Source organism: Streptomyces sp. NRRL F-5650 (genome assembly GCF_000721365.1).
Classification (GTDB): Bacteria; Actinomycetota; Actinomycetes; order Streptomycetales; family Streptomycetaceae; genus Streptomyces; species Streptomyces ardesiacus.
On record NZ_JOGV01000047.1, the window covers coordinates 1 to 18,762 of the forward strand.

At 72.6% G+C, this 18,762-nt stretch carries 16 protein-coding genes; 2 read left to right on the plus strand and 14 right to left on the minus strand.

Annotated elements, in window-relative coordinates:
- Positions 1-151 precede the first annotated feature (151 nt).
- The 9 genes from IG88_RS0130975 to IG88_RS0131015 form a co-directional block, all read right to left on the minus strand.
- Positions 152-994: an HAD family hydrolase gene (locus IG88_RS0130975; RefSeq protein WP_031048451.1), complete on the minus strand. Its 843-nt coding sequence runs from the start codon at positions 992-994 to the stop codon at positions 152-154.
- A complete protein-coding gene (gene serS / locus IG88_RS0130980; protein ID WP_037799070.1) occupies positions 991-2,268 on the minus strand; it encodes a serine--tRNA ligase in 1,278 nt (425 codons plus the stop codon). The genes IG88_RS0130975 and serS overlap by 4 nt, the downstream gene beginning before the upstream one ends.
- A gap of 519 nt (positions 2,269-2,787) precedes the next feature.
- Positions 2,788-3,720: a prephenate dehydratase gene (pheA, locus tag IG88_RS0130985; RefSeq protein ID WP_031048454.1), complete on the minus strand. Its 933-nt coding sequence runs from the start codon at positions 3,718-3,720 to the stop codon at positions 2,788-2,790.
- 80 nt (positions 3,721-3,800) lie between these two features.
- The gene (efeB, locus tag IG88_RS0130990) at positions 3,801-5,087 is read right to left on the minus strand and encodes an iron uptake transporter deferrochelatase/peroxidase subunit (protein WP_031048457.1); all 1,287 of its coding nucleotides are present in this window, start codon (positions 5,085-5,087) and stop codon (positions 3,801-3,803) included.
- A gap of 8 nt (positions 5,088-5,095) precedes the next feature.
- The gene (locus IG88_RS0130995; RefSeq protein ID WP_031048460.1) at positions 5,096-7,138 is read right to left on the minus strand and encodes a copper resistance CopC/CopD family protein; all 2,043 of its coding nucleotides are present in this window, start codon (positions 7,136-7,138) and stop codon (positions 5,096-5,098) included.
- A gap of 13 nt (positions 7,139-7,151) precedes the next feature.
- Positions 7,152-7,640 (minus strand): copper chaperone PCu(A)C, encoded by a 489-nt coding sequence (locus IG88_RS0131000; protein ID WP_037837083.1) that lies wholly within the window; start codon positions 7,638-7,640, stop codon positions 7,152-7,154.
- Positions 7,637-8,287, minus strand: coding sequence for an SCO family protein (locus IG88_RS0131005; RefSeq protein ID WP_031048463.1), 651 nt, complete (start codon positions 8,285-8,287; stop codon positions 7,637-7,639). The genes IG88_RS0131000 and IG88_RS0131005 overlap by 4 nt, the downstream gene beginning before the upstream one ends.
- A 136-nt stretch (positions 8,288-8,423) precedes the next feature.
- A complete protein-coding gene (locus tag IG88_RS0131010; protein WP_031048465.1) occupies positions 8,424-9,170 on the minus strand; it encodes a YcnI family protein in 747 nt (248 codons plus the stop codon).
- Between the two features lie 130 nt (positions 9,171-9,300).
- Positions 9,301-10,140, minus strand: coding sequence for a hypothetical protein (locus IG88_RS0131015; RefSeq protein WP_031048467.1), 840 nt, complete (start codon positions 10,138-10,140; stop codon positions 9,301-9,303).
- Positions 10,141-10,382: 242 nt separating this feature from the next.
- Between IG88_RS0131015 and IG88_RS0131020 the strand changes: the two genes are divergently transcribed.
- The gene (locus IG88_RS0131020) at positions 10,383-10,838 is read left to right on the plus strand and encodes an ATP-binding protein (RefSeq protein ID WP_031048469.1); all 456 of its coding nucleotides are present in this window, start codon (positions 10,383-10,385) and stop codon (positions 10,836-10,838) included.
- A 68-nt stretch (positions 10,839-10,906) separates the two neighbouring features.
- On the opposite strand, the gene IG88_RS0131025 is transcribed toward IG88_RS0131020, so the two are convergent.
- Together IG88_RS0131025 and IG88_RS0131030 are read right to left on the minus strand one after the other, a co-directional pair.
- The gene (locus IG88_RS0131025) at positions 10,907-12,400 is read right to left on the minus strand and encodes an aminopeptidase P family protein (protein ID WP_037837105.1); all 1,494 of its coding nucleotides are present in this window, start codon (positions 12,398-12,400) and stop codon (positions 10,907-10,909) included.
- 143 nt (positions 12,401-12,543) lie between these two features.
- The gene (locus IG88_RS0131030) at positions 12,544-13,968 is read right to left on the minus strand and encodes a PP2C family protein-serine/threonine phosphatase (RefSeq protein WP_031048474.1); all 1,425 of its coding nucleotides are present in this window, start codon (positions 13,966-13,968) and stop codon (positions 12,544-12,546) included.
- A 658-nt stretch (positions 13,969-14,626) separates the two neighbouring features.
- On the opposite strand from IG88_RS0131030, the gene IG88_RS0131035 reads away from it, so the two are divergent.
- The gene (locus IG88_RS0131035) at positions 14,627-15,292 is read left to right on the plus strand and encodes a bifunctional DNA primase/polymerase (RefSeq protein WP_031048477.1); all 666 of its coding nucleotides are present in this window, start codon (positions 14,627-14,629) and stop codon (positions 15,290-15,292) included.
- 526 nt (positions 15,293-15,818) lie between these two features.
- Here the strand turns inward: IG88_RS0131035 and IG88_RS0131040 are convergent.
- The 3 genes from IG88_RS0131040 to IG88_RS0131050 form a co-directional block, all read right to left on the minus strand.
- On the minus strand, positions 15,819-16,784 hold the full coding sequence (locus IG88_RS0131040) for a DUF5926 family protein (RefSeq protein WP_031048480.1): 966 nt from the start codon (positions 16,782-16,784) through the stop codon (positions 15,819-15,821).
- A gap of 145 nt (positions 16,785-16,929) precedes the next feature.
- The gene (locus tag IG88_RS39260) at positions 16,930-17,568 is read right to left on the minus strand and encodes an ATP-binding protein (RefSeq protein ID WP_037837085.1); all 639 of its coding nucleotides are present in this window, start codon (positions 17,566-17,568) and stop codon (positions 16,930-16,932) included.
- 290 nt (positions 17,569-17,858) lie between these two features.
- The gene (locus IG88_RS0131050) at positions 17,859-18,686 is read right to left on the minus strand and encodes a glycerophosphodiester phosphodiesterase (RefSeq protein ID WP_031048487.1); all 828 of its coding nucleotides are present in this window, start codon (positions 18,684-18,686) and stop codon (positions 17,859-17,861) included.
- Positions 18,687-18,762 lie beyond the last annotated feature (76 nt).

Sequence of the window (18,762 nt, forward strand, 5' to 3'; positions counted from 1 at the left end):
TGGCTATCACTCATGCACACCCCTACGGCTCGGCCTGCCCCCAACCACACGAACCTACTGGCCTTCGACCTTGACCAAACACATAGGGGCACCCCCCCGAGCCGCATTCAGGATCCCGGCCGGGACTCCCGGGCCGGGACCGGTGCCCGGGTCAGGCCGACAGGCGCTCCAGGACCACCGCGATGCCGTCCTCGTCGTTGGAGGACGTCACCTCGTCGGCGACCGCCTTCAGCTCCTCGTGGGCGTTGGCCATGGCCACGCCCCGGGCCGCCCAGCCGAACATCGGGACGTCGTTGGGCATGTCGCCGAACGCGATGGTGTCCGCGGCCTTCAGGCCGAGCCGGCGCGCGGCCAGTGACAGTCCGGTGGCCTTGGACAGGCCGAGAGGCAGCAGTTCGACGACGCCTGCGCCGGCCATGGTCACCGTGACGAAGCCGCCGGCGGCCTGCCGGGCCGCCTCAGCCAGCTCGTCGTCCGACAGGGTCGGATGCTGGATGTAGATCTTGTTCAGCGGCGCCGACCACAGGTCCGAGGCGTCGGTGAGGGGCAGCGCGGGAAGATCGCCCCCGACCTCGTACCCCGGGCCGACCAGGACGTCGCCGTCCAGGCCGTCCCGGCTTGCCGCCAGGTACAGCGGACCGGTCTCCGCCTCGATCTTGGCCAGTGCCACCCCGGCCAGTTGCCGGTCCAGGGTGACGGAGGTCAGCAGCCGGTGCTCCCCGGCGTGGTAGACCTGCGCGCCCTGGCCGCAGACGGCGAGCCCGTCGTAGCCGAGGTCGTCCAGGATGTGCCGGGTCCACGGCACCGCCCGCCCGGTGACCACGATGTGGGCCGCGCCCGCCGCCGTGGCCGTGGCGAGCGCGGCGCGGGTGCGCTGCGAGACCGTGTCGTCGCCGCGCAGCAGCGTGCCGTCGAGGTCGGTCGCGATCAGCCGGTAGGGGAAGCCCCCGGCGGGAGCGGTGCCGGGGACCGCGGCGGTGCCGGTGTCGGTCACTTGGCCACCGGCTCCAGGACCTCCCGGCCGCCCAGGTAGGGCCGCAGCACCTCGGGCACGCGGACCGAACCGTCGGCCTGCTGGTGGTTCTCCAGGATCGCCACGATGGTGCGCGGAACGGCGCACAGCGTGCCGTTGAGAGTGGCCAGCGGACGCACCTTCTTGCCCTCGCGGACGCGGATCGACAGCCGGCGGGACTGGAACTCGGTGCAGTCCGAGGTCGAGGTCAGCTCGCGGTACTTGCCCTGGGTCGGGATCCACGCCTCGCAGTCGTACTTGCGCGCGGCCGAGGAGCCGAGGTCGGCCGAGGCCACGTCGATCACCCGGAACGGCAGTTCCAGCGACGTCAGCCACTGCTTCTCCCACTCCAGCAGGCGCTGGTGCTCGGCCTGCGAGTCCTCGGGGAGGACGTAGGAGAACATCTCGACCTTGTCGAACTGGTGCACGCGGAAGATGCCCCGGGTGTCCTTGCCGTGCGAGCCCGCCTCGCGGCGGAAGCAGGGCGAGAAGCCGGCGTAGCGCAGCGGCAGGCGCTCGGCGTCCAGGATCTCGTCCATGTGGTAGGCGGCGAGCGGTACCTCGGACGTGCCGACCAGGTACAGGTCGTCCTTGTCGAGGTGGTAGACGTCCTGGGCGGCCTGGCCGAGGAAGCCGGTGCCGGCCATCGACTGCGGGCGCACCAGCGCCGGGGTCAGCATCGGCGTGAAGCCGGCCGCGGTGGCCTGCGCGATCGCCGCGTTGACCAGGGCGAGCTCCAGGAGGGCGCCCACGCCGGTCAGGAAGTAGAAGCGCGAGCCGGAGACCTTGGCGCCGCGCTCCACGTCGATGGCGCCGAGCAACTGGCCCAGCTCCAGGTGGTCCCTGGGCTCGAAGCCCTCGGCGGCGAAGTCGCGGTGCGTGCCGTGCGTCTCCAGCGTGACGAAGTCCTCCTCGCCGCCGACGGGGACGTCGGGGTGGACGAGGTTGCCGAGCCGCTGGAGCAGCTCCTGGGTCTCGGCGTCGGCCGCGTCGCGCTCGGTGTCGGCGGCCTTGACGTCGGTCTTGAGCTGTTCGGCCCGCTTGAGCAGCTCGGCCTTCTCGTCCCCGGTGGCCCGGCCGATCAGCTTGCCGAGGCCCTTCTGCTCGGCGCGCAGCTCGTCGAAGCGGACGCCGGACGACCTGCGCCGTTCGTCGGCGGACAGGAGGGAGTCGACGAGTGCGACGTCCTCTCCACGGGCGCGCTGCGACGCGCGCACACGGTCGGGGTCCTCACGGAGCAGGCGAAGGTCAATCACGCGGTCAAGGCTACCGGTGCGCGGTGCCGGCTCTCGACCCACTATTGCCGGACGCGGATCCCGCCCGCCGCGCGACCGGTCAATGAGACGTCGCGGCTTCCCCGGAACGAGGCGCCCCGGGGCATTCCGTTGACCGGATCCCCTTGTGGAGAACGGGACTTGGGGACGGGTCCGTCCACAGGAATCCACAGCCCGGAAAAGTTATCCACAGGGTGTGCGAAAGATCTGTGGACTCACGGAAGCGATCATTCCCCGTTCTTGCGAGCGGTCGGCCCAAACCCTCCAGGGCTCCCCTTTCGAGTGGAAAGGGGGCGCCCGGTGTCACTCCGGAGGATGGCGGGCAAGAAACAGGTGGACGAAGGGTGACCTGCGCCTCTGTGGGCGAAGTGGGGGGTCGTAGGGGGATATGTCGACTGAATGCCGCTTCGTTGTCGACTTGTCCCCAGGTCGAGAAGCGGACCTGTGGATAACTTCTGTGGACAACGCAGGCCGGCGAAAATCAGCCGATAGGTCCGACAGTCAGAACCGGCCGTCCTGGCAGCGCGCCACCCAGTCCGCCGCCGCCACGAACGCCTCGTCCGAGGTGCCCGGCCGCAGCGCGTCCACATCCGTCGGCCCGGCCTCCGCGCGTGGATACGACCCGAGGTAGCGCACCTGCAGACAGGCCCGCTTCAGGCCCATCAGCGCGTCGGCCACCCGCCGGTCGGAGATGTGCCCCTCGGCGTCGATGCAGAAGCAGTAGTTGCCGATACCGGCACCGGTGGGCCGCGACTGCAGCAGCATGAGGTTGATGCCCCGGGTGGCGAACTCGCCCAGCAGATCACGCAGGCCGCCGGGGTGGTCGTCGCGCTGCCACAGCACCACGGAGGTCTTGTCCGCGCCGGTCGGCGCCGCGGGCCGGGCCGGCCGGCCCACCAGCACGAAGCGCGTCTGGGCGTTCTCCGCGTCGTGGATGTCGGCCTCCAGCACCTCCAGGCCGTAGCGCTCCGCGGCGAACTCACCGGCGAAGGCCGCGTCGTACCGGCCCTCCTGTACCAGGCGGGCGCCGTCCGCGTTGGAGGCGGCCGACTCCCAGGCGACGTCCGGCAGGTGCGCCCTGAGCCAGTTGCGCACCTGGGGCTGGGCCGCCGGATGGGCGGTGACCGTCTTGATGTCCGACAGCTTGGTGCCGGGCCGGACCAGCAGCGCGAAGGTGATGGAGAGCAGCACTTCGCGGTAGATCATCAGCGGCTGGCCGGCGACCAGCTCGTCCAGGGTGGTGGTGATGCCGCCCTCGACGGAGTTCTCGATCGGCACGAAGGCCGCCTCCGCCTCGCCGGTGCGCACCGCGTCGAGCGCGGACTGCACCGAGACGTACGGGACCAGTTCCCGGGTCGCCGTCTCCGGGAGGGTGCGCAGGGCGACTTCGGTGAAGGTGCCTTCAGGACCGAGATACGCGTAACTGGCTGGCATGTCCTCACCCTAATGGGCCCGGCGGCACCCGGGCCCACGCGTCTCGCACCACCCCTCGCCGGGGTGACGCGTCGCCGGTTTCACCCCTCCAGGAGCCGCTGCCCCACGTACTCTCCCTCCGCCGCCCCGCCCGGCACCGCGAACAGGCCGCTCGCCTCGTGCCGGATGAACTGCGACAGCGCGTCGCCCCGGTCCAGCTTGCGCTGCACGGGCACGAACCCCCGCAGCGGATCGGCCTGCCAGCAGATGAAGAGCAGGCCGGCGTCCGGGACACCGTCGGCGTCGAAGCCGTCGTGGTACGAGAAGGGCCGCCGGACCATCGCCGCGCCGCCGTTCTGGTCGGGGCGGGTGATCCGGGCGTGGGCGTTGATCGGGACGACGAGCTTCCCGGACCCGTCGGTCTTCTCCAGGTCCATCTCGGTCGTCTCCGTCGCGTCGCTCCCTGCGGACAGCGGCGCCCCGTCGGACTTGCGACGCCCGATGACCTCTTCCTGCGCCTTGAGCGACAGCTTCTCCCAGTCGTCGAGGAGCATGCGGATGCGGCGTACGACGGCGTAGGAGCCGTTCGCCATCCAGGCAGGCCCGCCCTTCCCGGAACCGGACTCCTCGGGCACGAAGATCCGCTCGTCGAAGTCGGCGTCGTCGGGCTTCGGGTTACGCGTGCCGTCGACCTGCCCCATGAGGTTGCGGGCGGTCATGGGGTGGGCGGTGGCGCCGGGTGAACGGTTGAAGCCGTTCATCTGCCAGCGGACCCGGGCGGCCGTCCCCGCGTCCCGCTGGATCGCGCGCAGCGCGTGGAAGGCCACCAGGGCGTCGTCGGCGCCGATCTGTACCCACAGGTCGCCGTTGCTGCGGTTCTTGTCGAGGTGGTCGGAGGAGAAGTCGGGGAGCGGGTCGAGCGCGGCCGGGCGCTGCTTCTCCAGTCCGGTGCGGCCGAAGAAGCTGTGGCCGAAGCCGAAGGTGACGGTCAGCGAGGAGGGACCGGCGTCCCGGGCCACGTCGGTGTCCCGGCTCCCGGCCGGCTCGCCCGCCATCAGCCGTCGGGCCGTGTCCGACCAGCGGCGCAGCAGGGCGGCTGCCTCCTTGCGGCCGGCGCCCGCCGCGAGGTCGAAGGCGACGAGGTGCCCGCGGGCCTGCAGAGGACTGGTGATGCCGGGCTGATGTTTCCCGTGAAACATCGCCCGCTTGCTGCCGAGCGAGGTGAGAGGCGTGGCGGCGGCGGAGGGCGCGGCGGCGTAGCCCGCGGCGGCGCCCGCCGCGCCGAGGACGAGCCCGGTGGCACCGGCGGTGCCGAGCAGGCGGCGCCGCGAGAGGCCCTCGCGGGTCGTCTCGCGGTTCCGGGCCTCCGGGGTGGACTGGTCAGCCATGGTGCGGTTCAGCCGATCTGCGCGTTCTTGGAGAGGGTCACCTGGTCGATGTCGGAGGTCCGTACGGTGACGGCGACTTCCCAGTCTCCGGCCATCGGGATCTGTACTCCGCTCGCCGACCAGTGGCCGGTGGTGATGTGGTCGGGGGCGACGGGCAGGGGCCCGACGTCCTTGGCCTTCTGGGTGAGCGCCACCTTCACCTCGGGGATGTCCAGGGCGGTCCCGTCCGGGCGCTCGACGTAGAGGTGCAGGTCGTTGGCGCCGACCCGGGCGGGGTCGAGTTCCACCCGGACGACGCCCTTGCCGTTCTGGCCGCCGGTGTCGAAGGGCATGTCCAGGGTCACCGCGCCGGTGGAGGGGGCCGCGGTGGCGGCGGAGGCCGCTCCGGCCGCCTTGGCCTCCTCCTCGGTGCGGCCCGGCTCGGTCTGGGTCAGGACGGTGGTGACCACGAGCAGGACGACGGCGACGCCCGCCTCGGCGAGTACGGAGCGGCGCAGTCCGAAGCGGTGCGGGTCGGCGTCCCGCTGCCGTTTCTGCCGGGCGGCGTCCACGGCCGCGCGCTGCCGGGCGAGCTGCGCGGCGCGCTGCGAGTCCCCGGGGCCCTTCCCCGCGCCGGACGCCTTTCCGCCGGTCCTGACCTGCTTCACGGCTCCCCCGGGCGCAGCCGCTCCCGTCCCGCCCTTCTCCGTGGCTCCGTCCTTCCCCGTGGCTCCGGCCTTGCCCCCGGCCCCGGCCTGCTGCGCGGCCTTCGCCGTGTCGTTCTTGCCGCCGCCCGGCGTGACCGCGGCCTCCTTCTTCCGCTGCCCGGCGACGACCGGCACCCCGTCCGCCAACTGCGCCGTCCACCGCCGGGAGAAGTACGCGACGCCGACGAGCACCACCACGAGCCCGATCTTGACGAGGAGCAGTTGCCCGTACCGGGTGTCGGTGAAGGCCGTCCAGGAGCCGAGCTGGCGCCAGGACTGGTACGCGCCGGTCGCCACCAGCGCGACCACACTGCCGAAGGCGAGGCGCGAGAACCGGCGTACGGCGACCGCGGGCACCGGTGTGTCCGCCGGGCCGCGGTACAGGGCGACGAGCAGCGCGGTGAGACCGCCGAGCCAGGTGGCGACGGCGATCAGGTGGACGACGTCGACCGGCATGGCGAGGCCGGCCTGGAGGCCGACGGAGGCGTGCTCGGACATGGCCCAGGTCGCCGCGAGGCCCACCGCCACGACACTGCCGCCGACCGCCAGCCCGAAGGTGAGGTCCCGCCGTTCCTCGTCCTCCCTCTTGTCGTACGCGCCGAAGAGGACGGCGATGAACAGCGCGGCCGCCGCGAGCAGCAGCAGCCGGGAGACCAGCGCGGCGCCGGACTTGGTCTGCAGCACCTCGCCGAGCAGGCCCAGGTCGAAGACGTCGGCGACCTTCCCGGAGCCGGTGTAGGAGCCGCGCAGCAGCAGGAGCAGGAGGGTGGCGGCGGTCAGCGCGAGCCAGCCGGAGACGACGAGCCGCTGCACGACGCGCACCCCGGAGCCGCGCGGCCAGCAGGCGAGCACGAAGGCGGCGCCGCCCACCAGGACGGCGAACGCGGCGTACGACACGTACCGTCCGACGCCGTACAGCCCGCCGACGAACCCGCCGCCCGCCGCCTGCGCGGAGACGGAGACCGAGGTCTCGGAGGGGGCGCCGACGGAGAAGGTGTAGGCGCCGGCGACCGGGTGGCTGTCGGCGGAGACGACCTGGTAGGTCACCGTGTAGGTGCCGTCGGGCAGCCCGGCGTGGAGTTTCACGGCGTACGTCGTGCCGCCGGTGCCCGACGGGCTGCCGTCGTCGACGCGCTTGCCCTTGGGGTCGAGGACGCGCAGCGAGTCGCCGTCCATGGAGACCGATTCGGAGAAGGTGAGCGACACCTGGGCCGGAGCCTTGTCGACCACCGCCCCCTGCCGGGGGTCGCTGCCGGTCAGAGCGGCGTGCGCGGAGGCCGGTCCGGCGGCGGCCAGCAGTGCGCAGGCCGCGGCCAGGAGCAGCAGCACCAGGGTCCGGACGCGCGGGGCGATGGTCTGCGTCAAGGTGGTCCCTCCCTCAGTGTCCGGAGTCTTCGGTGTGTCCGGAGTGTCCGGTGGTCGGCTGGTAGGTGGCCGCCTTCACGGGCATCTTGACCGTGACGGGGTCGGAGTGGGCGAAGTGCAGTTCGACGGCGACGGACTGCCCCTGCTTCGGCTGGTGCTTCAGCTTCTCGAACATCAGGTGGTTCCCGCCGCTCTTGAACACGAGTTGACCGTGGGCGGGCACCTCGAGACGGTCGACCTCCTTCATGGTCCCCCCGACGGTCTCGTGCACGGTGACCTCGCCGGCCTCGCTGGTGACGGAGGTCAGTTGGTCCGCGGTGCCGCCCTCGTTGGTGATCGTGAGGAACCCGGCCGCCATGGAGTCGGAGACGGGCTGCGGTATGTAGGCGGCGTCGACGGAGAGTTCGGCGCCGGAGGCCGGGGAGCCGGAGTCCGAGCCGCCGCAGCCCGCGAGGACCAGGGCACCGGCCACCGCGACGGCCGCGAGCACGGGACGCCTCACGGGTTCTCCCCCTTGATCAGCTTGGGCAGGTCCTTGGTGTAGTCGTCGACCGTGGCGTCCTCGCCGTACAGGACGTAGCCCGCGTCGGACTTCGGGGAGAAGGCGACGACCTGGGTGCCGTGGGTCGAGACGACCTTGCCGTCCTTGTCCTTGGTCGGCGGGTCGATCGAGATGCCGAGGGTGCGGGCGCCCGCCTGGATGGTGTCGAAGTCGCCGGTCAGGCCCACGATCTGCGGGTCGATGCCCTTGAGCCACTTGCCGAGCGCGGCCGGGGTGTCGCGCTCGGGGTCGGTGGTGACGAACACGACCCGCAGCTCGTCCTGCTCCTTCTGGGAGAGCTGCTTCTTGGCCACGGCGATGTTGTTCATCGTGAGCGGGCAGACGTCGGGGCAGTGGGTGTAGCCGAAGTAGATGAGGGTGGGCCTGCCGGCGGTCTGCTCGCGCAGGTCGTACTTCTTGCCCTGAACGTCGGTGAGGACCAGGTCGGGTTTGGCGAAGGGCTTGTCGAGGACGGTGGCGGCCTGCCGGCTGCTGTCCTCGGAGACCACGGTCACGGGCTTGTCGCTGTCGGCGCCGCTGCCGCAGGCGGACAGGGTCAGACAGCCGGCGGCGGCCACGGCGGCCAGGGCGAACGTCTTCTTGCGCATAGAGAAATGTCCCAGATGTGAGGTGCTCCGGTGCGCGCCGGGACCCGTCGGACGGACCGACGGAGGTGATGCCCGGCGCGCACCGGACGAGATGATGCGCCGGCGAGGTCACGCCGACGCACCGGCACAGGCGTTGTTACGCCGCGCCGGAGCTGCGCCGACGGCCGGCCAGCACGCCGTAGCCGACGCCCGCCGCACCGACGACGATGCCGACGACGCCGAGGACCCGGGCGGTGGTGTCACTGCCGGAGTCCGACGAGGAGGTGTCGGCGGCGGTGTTCTCCGCGGCGGCCTCGGTGTCGCCGGCCTTCGAGTCCGAGGAGCCCGAGGCGCCGTGGGCGTCGTCCTCGGCCGCGGAGAGCTTGAGCACGGGCGCCGGGGTGTCGGGCTCCTCCTGGCCCTCCTGCGGCACCTCGATCCAGCGCACGACCTCCTTGTTGGAGTACGTCTGGATCGCCTTGAACACCAGCTCGTCGGCGTCCTCGGGCAGCGCGCCGATGGAGACCGGGAACTTCTGGAAGTAGCCGGGCTCGACACCCTTGCCGTCCGCGGTCCAGGTCACCTTGGTGACGACCTCGGTGATCTGCTTGCCGTGCGACTCCAGCGGCTTGGCCGGCTTGGCCTTGGTGACCTCGGACGTCCAGCCCGGCACCGGCTGCGGCATCACGGACGCCAGCGGGTGGTCGGTGGGGAAGGTGACCTCCAGCTTGGTGGTGGAGGCGTTGTCGCGCTCGTTGGGGACCTTGAAGTCGACGACCGCGTAACCGCCCTTGGCGGCCGTGCCCTCCGGCTGCACGCCGACGTGGGCGAAGGCGGGGGCGGACAGGGCGAGGACGGCGAGGCCGGACACGACGCCGGCGGCGGCGATACGGGAAGCCTTCATGGACGGAGTACTCCGCTTCGTGTGGACACCGGTGCTCGGCCGGTGCCGGATGACAGGAGGGATGCGCGCACGCGCGCGTGCCGCACGACGGCGGCCCCTCCCGCGGGAGCGGAACGGTGGTCGCGTCGTGTCAGGCGGCGAGGGCGAACGCGTCGCTCGGCGGACCGCGCCTGATGACCGTGTGCTGGAGCGCGGTGGTCCGGGGCCGCGCCGGCACCCACGGAGCGGGGCGCGGCGGACGCGGGCCGGTGCCCGGGGCTCCGGCCAGCCCGGCGTGCAGGGCGCGCACCAGGAAGAGCGCGGCGCGCAGGGCGCGGACGAACGCCGCTTCGGCCACGCAGTGGGCCGAGTGCGCCGACAGTTCGACGAGCCGGGCCAGGGCCAGGTCCCCGCGTCGCAGCAGCCAGCCCGCGGCCAGGGCCGCCAGGACGTGGCCCAGCAGCATCGGCAGGGACGGCAGCAGTGCGGCGGAGGCTCCGGCGCCGGACACGGCGTCGGCCGTGTGGTGCGCCGCGCCGGTGGTGGCGTCGGGGGCGATCCGCGCGTCGGTGAGGATGCGCTGGGCCTGGGTCGGGCTGATCGCCGCCGCGGTGGTCCCGCAGACCAGGCGTGCGGCCTGCTGGACCAGCGAGGCGTCGGACAGCGCCTCCGTCCCGGTGCCGGTCGCGGTGGCCGGGGCGGCGACGGCGCTGCCGTGCTGGCCCAGCCCGAACAGGATGTGCAGCGCGGTCTGCCCGAGGGACAGCAGCGTCACGATGCCGGCCAGCGAACGCCGGCGTCCGGCGAGCGGCACGGCGACCAGGACCGCCCCGAGGAATCCCGTGCCCAGCGCCCACGGCGGAACGGTGGCGCAGGAGGCGAGGGTGTGCCCCGCCGCGGCCAGCACGACGCAGACCGCGGCGAACACCGCGGCCCGCAGCATCCGGAGGTCGTTCCCGGAGCGCGCCGATGGCGGGTGGGGGGCAGTCATGGCGGGCTCATCATCGCACCCGCGGCCCCCGCGCCGTACGGCAGGTCCACAAGATGCCGTACGACCGGAAGGTGGGGAACGGCACCGAAGGTCACCTTCTGTCGTGGGCCGCCCGCGCATACACCGATCGGCGGCACCGGCGCATCCGCCGGACGAGCGGTGTCACCGCCGCGGTGTGCTTACACCCGGGGGTGAGGGGCAATACGTATCGGTATGTCGAGCCGCGGCCGGGAGGCTGGAGCATGAGCATCTGGTGGTCACTCCATTTGCGGCGCGAGGCTGCGAGCGTGCCCCTGGCCCGCCGCCTGCTGATCGGCACCATGGAGACCGCGGGCGTCGATCCCGACATCTCCTTCGACCTCTCCGTCGCGCTGAGCGAGGCCTGCGCCAACGCCGTCGAGCACGGCGGGAACGACGGACCCGGCGAGGCCTACCGCGTCACGGCCTACCTCGACGGCGAGCGGTGCCGCATCGAGGTCGCCGACACGGGCCCCGGTTTCCCCGCCGCCGCTCCGGGCGGCCCGCAGGGAGTGGCCCGTCCGGCGCCCCCGGAGGCGGAGAGCGGCCGGGGCCTGTGCCTCATCCGGGAGCTCGCCGACCACGTCCACATCGGGAGCGCGCCGGGGCACGCCGGTGCCGTGGTGAGCTTCGACAAGATCCTCAAGTGGCGCGAGAACGCCCCGCTGGTGGCCGTCTGACGGGCACAGCCGCGCGGAACGCCGACGGCCGGGCACCCCGCGGTGCCCGGCCGTCGTACGACAAGAGGTCAGCCCTTCAGCGCGGCCATCCACTCCTCGACCTCGTCCGAGCGGCGCGGCAGGCCGGCGGAGAGGTTCCGGTTGCCGTCGGCGGTGACGAGGATGTCGTCCTCGATGCGCACGCCGATGCCCCGGTACTCCTCGGGCACGGTCAGGTCGTCGGCCTGGAAGTACAGCCCCGGCTCGACGGTCAGCACCATGCCGGGCTCCAGCGTGCCGTCGACGTACGACTCCACGCGCGCCGCGGCGCAGTCGTGGACGTCCATGCCGAGCATGTGGCCGGTGCCGTGCAGCGTCCAGCGGCGCTGCAGGCCCAGCTCGAGGACGCGCTCGACGGGGCCCTCGACCAGACCCCACTCGACGAGCCGCTCGGCCAGCACGCGCTGGGAGGCGTCGTGGAAGTCCCGGTACTTGGCGCCCGGCTTCACCGCCGCGATGCCGGCCTCCTGGGCGTCGTACACGGCGTCGTAGATCTTCTTCTGCAGCTCGCTGTAGCGGCCGTTGATCGGCAGCGTGCGGGTGACGTCGGCGGTGTAGTACGTGTGCGTCTCCACGCCGGCGTCGAGCAGCAGCAGGTCGCCGGAGCGGACCGGGCCGTCGTTGCGGACCCAGTGCAGGGTGCAGGCGTGCGGTCCCGCGGCGCAGATGGAGCCGTAACCGACGTCGTTGCCCTCCACGCGCGCGCGGAGGAAGAAGGTGCCCTCGATGTAGCGCTCGCTGGTCGCCTCGGCCTTGTCGAGGACCTTCACGACGTCCTCGAAGCCGCGCACGGTGGAGTCGACGGCCTTCTGCAGCTCGCCGATCTCGAACTCGTCCTTGACCAGGCGGGCCTCGGACAGGAAGACGCGCAGTTCCTCGTCGCGCTCGGCGGTGACCTTGTCGGTCAGGGCCGCCTCGATGCCGGCGTCGTAGCCGCGCACAACCCGCACCGGGCCGGTGGCCTCGCGCAGGGCGTCGGCCAGTTCGCGCACGTCGGAGGCGGGGATGCCGTACAGCTTCTCGGCCTCGGTGAGGGAGTGGCGGCGGCCGACCCACAGCTCGCCCTGCCCGTTCAGCCAGAACTCGCCGTTCTCCCGGTTCGAGCGCGGCAGCAGGTAGATCGTCGCGGTGTGTCCGCCGTCCTTCGGCTCCATGACCAGGACGCCGTCCTCGGTCTGGTTGCCGGTCAGGTAGGCGTACTCGACCGAGGCGCGGAAGGAGTACTCCGTGTCGTTGGAGCGGGTCTTCAGGTTGCCCGCGGGGATCACCAGGCGCTCGCCGGGGAAGCGGGCCGACAGCGCGGCACGGCGGGCGGCGGTCTCGGCGGCCTGGGCGATCGGCTCCAGGTCGCGCAGCTCCGTGTCGGCCCAGCCGGACTTCATGTTCTCGGCCAGCTCGTCGGACACGCCCGGGTACAGGCCGTTCTTGCGCTGCTTGATGGGCTCCTCGGTCTCGGTCTCGGCCTCCGGGCCCGCTGCGTCAACAGCAAGATCAGATACTGCCGGGGTGAGCTCCTCCGCCACGGTCATCCTCCTAGATACGGCACTGGACCACGTCCATCGTACGGTCGTACGGAAGGGGGCCCAGGGGCGAAGGGCCTGTTACGCGAAGGCGCTACCGTCCGTTATGCGCGACATGCGGGGCGTCAGGGCGGACGGAGTGTCCGTTAATCGAACCGGACTGCCAGCAGGACGACGTCCTCCTCCGAGTCCGCCTCCGCCTTCCCGCCGGGCAGCACGGTGCGCAGGACGTGCTCGACGACCGCGTCCGGGTCCTGGCGCGCGGCCCGGGGAACTGCGGCCGCCGCCGCGTGCAGCCTGGCGAAGGCTCGGTCGGCCGGGTCGCCGGTGCGGTGCAGCAGGCCGTCGGTGTAGAGCAGAACCGTCTCTCCCGGTTCGGCCTGGAGTTCCACGCTGGGCGCCTCCCAGCAGGCGAGCATGCCGAGCGGCGCGGAGAGGGAGGTCTCGACGAACTCCGTGCGCCGCTCCCCGATCAGCAGGGGCGGGCAGTGTCCGGCCCCGGCGAGGGTGATCCGGCGCAGCGCGGGCTCGCAGTAGCCGAAGAGCGAGGTGGCCGAGCGGGCGGGCTCGGTGAGCCGCAGCAGCAGCTCCAGGTCGGACAGGACGGCGACCGGATCCTCGCCCTCCATCACGGCGTACGCCCGCAGCGAGGCGCGCAGCCGGCCCATCGCGGCGACCGCGCCGGGCCCCGACCCGGTGACGGAGCCGACGGCGAGACCGAGGGCGGCGTCCGGCAGCGGCAGCGCGTCGTACCAGTCGCCCCCGCCGAGCGGACCGGTGCGGTGCCGGGAGGCGAGCCGCACACCGGGCACCCGGGGGAGGCGGGAGGGGAGCAGGTCCTCGGTCATCGTCGCCATGGCGGCGCGGGTGCGCTCGACCTCCAGGAGGCGGGCCAGGTGCTGCGCGGCGTGGCGGGCGTACAGCCCGGCGAGGTGGCGCTGCCGCTCGCCCGGTTCGGCGGGCTCGTCGTAGAGCCACACGGCGGCGCCGAGACGCCCGGTGCCCTCGGTGCGGAGGGGGAGGGTGTAACTGGCGGCGTAGCCGAGGCGGGCGGCGACCTCGCGGTGACGGGGGTCGAGGGCCTTCTCGGCGAGCAGGTCGGGTTCGGCGATGCCGTCCTCGTCGACCGGCAGTCCGTCCAGGATCCGCCCGTAGGACAGGCAGCCGCGGGGCACGGTCTCGATGTGGCCGAGGTCGGCGCGGGCGAGGCCGAGTCCGACGGTGGTGTCGGGGCCGAGTCCGTCGGACGGTTCCAGCACGACGAGACCGCGCCGGGCGCCGGCCAGGGCGGCTCCGGCGCGCAGCAGTTCCTGGAGCCCGTCGGCGAGGGTGTCCGTGCGCACCAGGCGCTCGGTCAGTTCGTGCAGGGTCGTCAGGTCCGAGACCCAGCCGGCGAGCCGGTCCTGGAGCAGGGCGCCGGGGGCACAGGAGGTGTCCGTGACGGCCGGGGTGTCCGTCGTGGGGGGTCCGGTCGCCGGGGAGGTGTCCGTGGCGGCGGACGCGACAGTGTGTGCGGGGGACGGAACCGTGGAATCGATTCCGGCCACTTTCGCGGGGTGCGGGGCGTTCATGGCGTCCGGCCGTTCGACCGGCGCTTACTGCTCAAAAGCATCGCAAACCCCCATGTCCTTCTGCGCCGCTAGCAGTGTCTCCACATGTACACGCACTCGTAAGGGGATGTCCAGCATTGTCCTGCTGGGATTCCTGGTGTCCGTGGGGTGTGAGCGGACTCCTTCTCGACCCCTTGCGGAAATACGGAATTGGCTTGAAACTGCCCCAGAGGACGGCTTGTTGCGGTCGACTGGGGGTGCTTCACGGAGCGTCACAGCGGTCGTGATGGGTACGTACTCGGAGAAGGCCGGGGGTGGTTGGGGGCCACCTGGGAACCTGGCGACGGACCCGGGCGTCCTATCCACCGACGACCGTGCCCCATCCTCCCGTGGCGGAGGCGGAGAGAAATACGCGCGACAACAAACGCCATACTTCGCCACCCCGCGCCACGCCCACGCTTTTGACAGACGCGGTGGCCGGACCGTCACGGACGCAGTCAGTGCTCGACCCACAGGGGTTTCCCTTGCCCTTGGCGGAGGTGTTCCCCGGGATGGCCCCGCGGGGGCGTTTCCCGGCAGGGGTGTGATGCGCCACCAGCAACGCACAGCGAAGTGATCGACACATGGTGTGAAGTGACCACGGTGTTGCCAGGCGTGCAACGGAAAGGAACGAGCGCTCATGCGCGAGATCCTCGGAAGGCGACGCAGGCTGCTGTCCCCGCACGACGACGGGCGGCCTGAGCTGATCGGCGCGGCCCTGACCTACGCGACGCAATGGCAGTGGCCCGTACTCCCGGGCGCGGCGGCCGACCCGCGGGCACGGTCGCGCTGTGCCTGCCCCGACCCCGAGTGCACGGTGCCGGGCGCCCATCCCTTCGACCCCGGTCTCCTCGCGGCCACCACCGACGCCCGCATGGTGCGCTGGTGGTGGGGCAACCGGCCGACCGCCCCGATCGTCCTGGCCACCGGGGGCGCCGCCCCGTGCGCCGTCTCCCTGCCCGCCCTCCCGGCGGCCCGCGCGCTCGCCGCGCTCGACCGCGCCGGGATGCGGCTCGGCCCGGTCGTCGCCTCGGCCCACCGCTGGGCGCTGCTGGTCAGGCCGTACTCCATGGAGCAGTTGGGCGAGCTGCTCTACGCCAAGGACTTCGTCCCCGGCTCCCTGCGCTTCCACGGCGAGGGCGGCTATCTTGCGCTGCCCCCGTCCGAGACCGGTGCGGGCGCCGTCCGCTGGGAGCGGGCGCCGCTGCCCGGATCCGCCGCGCCCTGGGTGCCGGACGTGGAGGCCGTGGTGGACGCGGTGGTCGACGCCCTCACCCGTACGGGTGTGAGCGCGCCCGAGCTGTAGGGGCGACCGGCGCGCCGGGTCCGGGCCCGCTCGGGGTCGGTGCGTCCGTGTCGTCCGCGCCCGCTAGCGAGCGTCGTCGTCCTCCACACCATGCCGCTTCGTGCGCCGCTGCACGCGGGGGAGCACCGCGCCGCCGGACCGGTCGTGCCGGACCGGATCGCGCGGGGGTGCGCTGCGCCGGGCCGGACCGTGCGCGGTGCCATCGATGGACGGCGCTCCACGGGGCGGTGCCGGGAGTGGTGGTGGGGGCGAGGACAACTCACCTGTGCAAACGGCGAGTTGGCGGACGACTGCGGTGAGTGCACGACCCGGCGCACAGAAAGGCCCGGTTGCTGGCGACGGGGGATGCACCAGCAACCGGGCTACTGGAACGGTAACAAGAGATCGGCGGTTAGCAAATTCGATCTCTTGTTTCCGGTCACCGACTGGCTTGTCTTCGCGGGGAGTTGTGACCGGTATCACGCGTCCGGGACCGCCTCCCCGGCTGACCGGTCGGTCAGCCGGGGACGGCCCGGGCGGTCGGGCGTCAGCTCAGCGTGACCTGGCGGTTGGTCAGACCACCGCGCGCCCGGCGCTCGTCGTGCGTGAGCGGAGCGTCCGCGGCCAGTGCCTCGGCGAGCCGCTCGGCGAACTCCGCGGCCGGCTTCTCGATGTCCTGCGCGGTGACCCCGCTCGGCAGGTCCCACACCGGCACGGTGAGCCCGTGGGCGCGGAACGAGCCGATGAGACGGGTGCCCTCGCCGAGGGACGACCGGCCCGCTGCGTGCAGCCGGGCAAGGGCGTCCAGAAGCCGCTCCTCCTCGTGCGGCATGACCCAGCGCAGGTGGTTCTTCTCCGGCGTCTCGCACCAGTAGGCGGCGTCGACGCCCTGCAGCCGGACGGTCGGGATGGCCGCGGCGTTGGCCCGCTCCAGGGAGGCGGTGACGTCCGGCGTGGCGTTCTCCGGGTCCGGCACCCAGAACTCGAAGCCCGAGTGCACCTCCGGCTCGAAGGCGCCCTCGGGCGCGAGCAGGTCCTGCAGCCGGGGCCCGTCGGCGGGCGCGCGGCGCCCCTGCACCGGGGTGCCCGGCTCGGCGGTCAGGGCCCGCGCGAGGGTGTCGGCGAGGTCGCGGCTGATGTCGCCCGACGCCGTGTCGTTCTGCAGGCCGAGCAGGACCGAGCCGTCGTCGCGGCGCAGGGCGGGCCAGGCCATCGGCAGCACCGTGGCCAGCGTGACGGAGGGGACGCCCTCGGGCAGGCCGTCCCGCAGGGTCAGCCCGACCGTCGCCGCCGGCACCAGCTCCCGCAGCGCCACCCAGTCGCACTCGCCGGCCAGCCCCTCGAACGGGCGCTGCACCAGCGCGGTCGTGGCCTGCGCGGCACTCCGGCCGTGGCAGGCCTTGTACCGTCGGCCGCTGCCGCAGGGGCAGGGCTCGCGGGCGCCGACGACCGGGACCTCGGCATCGTCGAGCTGGGGCCGCTTGGCCTTGGTCTGGGGTCGCTTCTTGGCCATCGTGGGTGTCTCCCGGTTACGGCTCTACTCGTACGGGCGCGAGCCTAGCCGTTCCGGACCCGGCCGACGGGACCCTGTGGACGACGGGCCGCCTGTGGACAACTCGCCGCAGCCTGCCCAGGGATCGGCCCGAGTCCCAGGGTTTTCAGCCCAAGTCGTCGAAGGCGTCCGCGAAGTCCAGGCCGGGGATCTCCGAGACCGCCGGTGCCGCGATGCGGGAGGCGAAGTCGTCCCGCCGCTGCCCGGCGTCCGGGTCGTGCACGTCGTCGTGGACGACGACCCAGACCGTGACCTCTCCGCGGACGTCGTCCCGTACGCCCCAGTCGTCGGCGAGCGCCGTGATGATGTTCAGCCCGCGGCCGCCGTGCGCGGTGACCGAGGGGGTCGCCGGAGCCGGGCGGGTCGGGCCGCCGCCGTCCGTGACCTCCACCAGCAGGCGTCCGCCGGAGTCCACCTGCCACGCGGCGCGGACGTCTCCGTCCCCGGCCAGGGCGTCGCCCAGCGGCCGGCCGTGCCTGCAGGCATTGCTCAGCAGTTCCGAAAGGACCAGTACAGCGTCGTCGATGACCGATTCCGCCACGCCGTTTCTGCGCAACTCGTCACGCATACGGTGTCTTGCTCGCCCCACGCCCGCAGGGCCATGGGGCACGGCCATGCTCGACGACGTGGGCACCTCCTGTGCCACCACCAGCGCCACCCCCGAGACCTCCTTTGCCCCACGCCACGGTGTGGATGCCCTCTGGCTCGGAGCCGGAAACCGGCCGATCCCCCTCCGGTGACGCATTCGACACGATCGAACACGCACCGAACGCGCCGGAGCACTCCCTGTAATCACATGGCTGGATCCGGACGGTACGGGCGGGCTGCCGCAGAGACGGAAACGGGCGGCCGGGCCCCCGGCCCGTCGGCCTCCGATTTGTTGCCCTCCCGGTCCGCCGGTCCGCCGGTTCGCCGGTTCGCCGGTTCGCCGGATCGCCGGTTCGCCGGATCGCCGGATCCGGGGTCGCCGGGCCGAGAGGTCGGCAGACCGGGAGGGCGGTAGGCCGGGAGGGCGGTAGGCCGGGAGGCGGCGGATCAGCGGCCCAGGTGGTCCAGGACGGCGCGCGGCCGGTTGGTGATGACGGCGTCCACGCCCAGGCCGACGCAGAGATCCACGTCGGCCGTCTCGTTCACCGTCCACACGTGCACCTGGTGGCCGGCCTGCTTCAGGCGCTCGACGTACGCCGGGTGATTGCGCACGATCCGGATCGACGGGCCCGCGATCCGGACACCCGTGGGCAGCCGCCCGTCGCGCAGCCGGGGCGAGATGAACTGCATCAGATAGACCGTCGGCAGCGTCGGCGAGGCGGCCCGTACCCGGTGCAGCGACCGGGCCGAGAAGCTCATCACCCGCACCGGGGACTCCTCGGCCGAGGCCGGGGCGTCGAGTCCGAACCGCTTCAGGAGCAGCAGCAGCCGCTCCTCCACCTGCCCCGCCCAGCGCGTGGGGTGCTTGGTCTCGATGGCCAGCTCCACGCGCCGGCCCGCGTCGGCGACCAGTTGGAGCAGCCGTTCCAGGGTCAGGACCGAGGTCTCCTCCCGGTCCTCGGGCCGGTGCTCCCAGTCGGGCTGCTCGTCGCGCGTGCGCCAGAACTCCCGGGTCCGGCGGGCGCCGAAGTCCAGGGCGGCGAGGTCGGCGAGCTCGAGGGCGGACACCGCGCCGCGGCCGTTCGACGTACGGTTGACGCGCCAGTCGTGGACGCAGACGAGGTGGCCGTCGGCGGTCAGGCGGACATCGCACTCCAGTGCGTCCGCCCCGTCCTCGATCGCCTTCCGGTACGCGGCCAGGGTGTGCTCCGGGGCCTCCTCGGAGGCTCCGCGGTGGGCGACGACCTGAGTCCGGTGCTGTCGTACGTGGGTCACCGCGTCATGGTGCCACCGCGGGCGGGTAGACGTGCCATCGGCGGAATCGGCATTGAGTCCGTTTAGTCTTGGATGA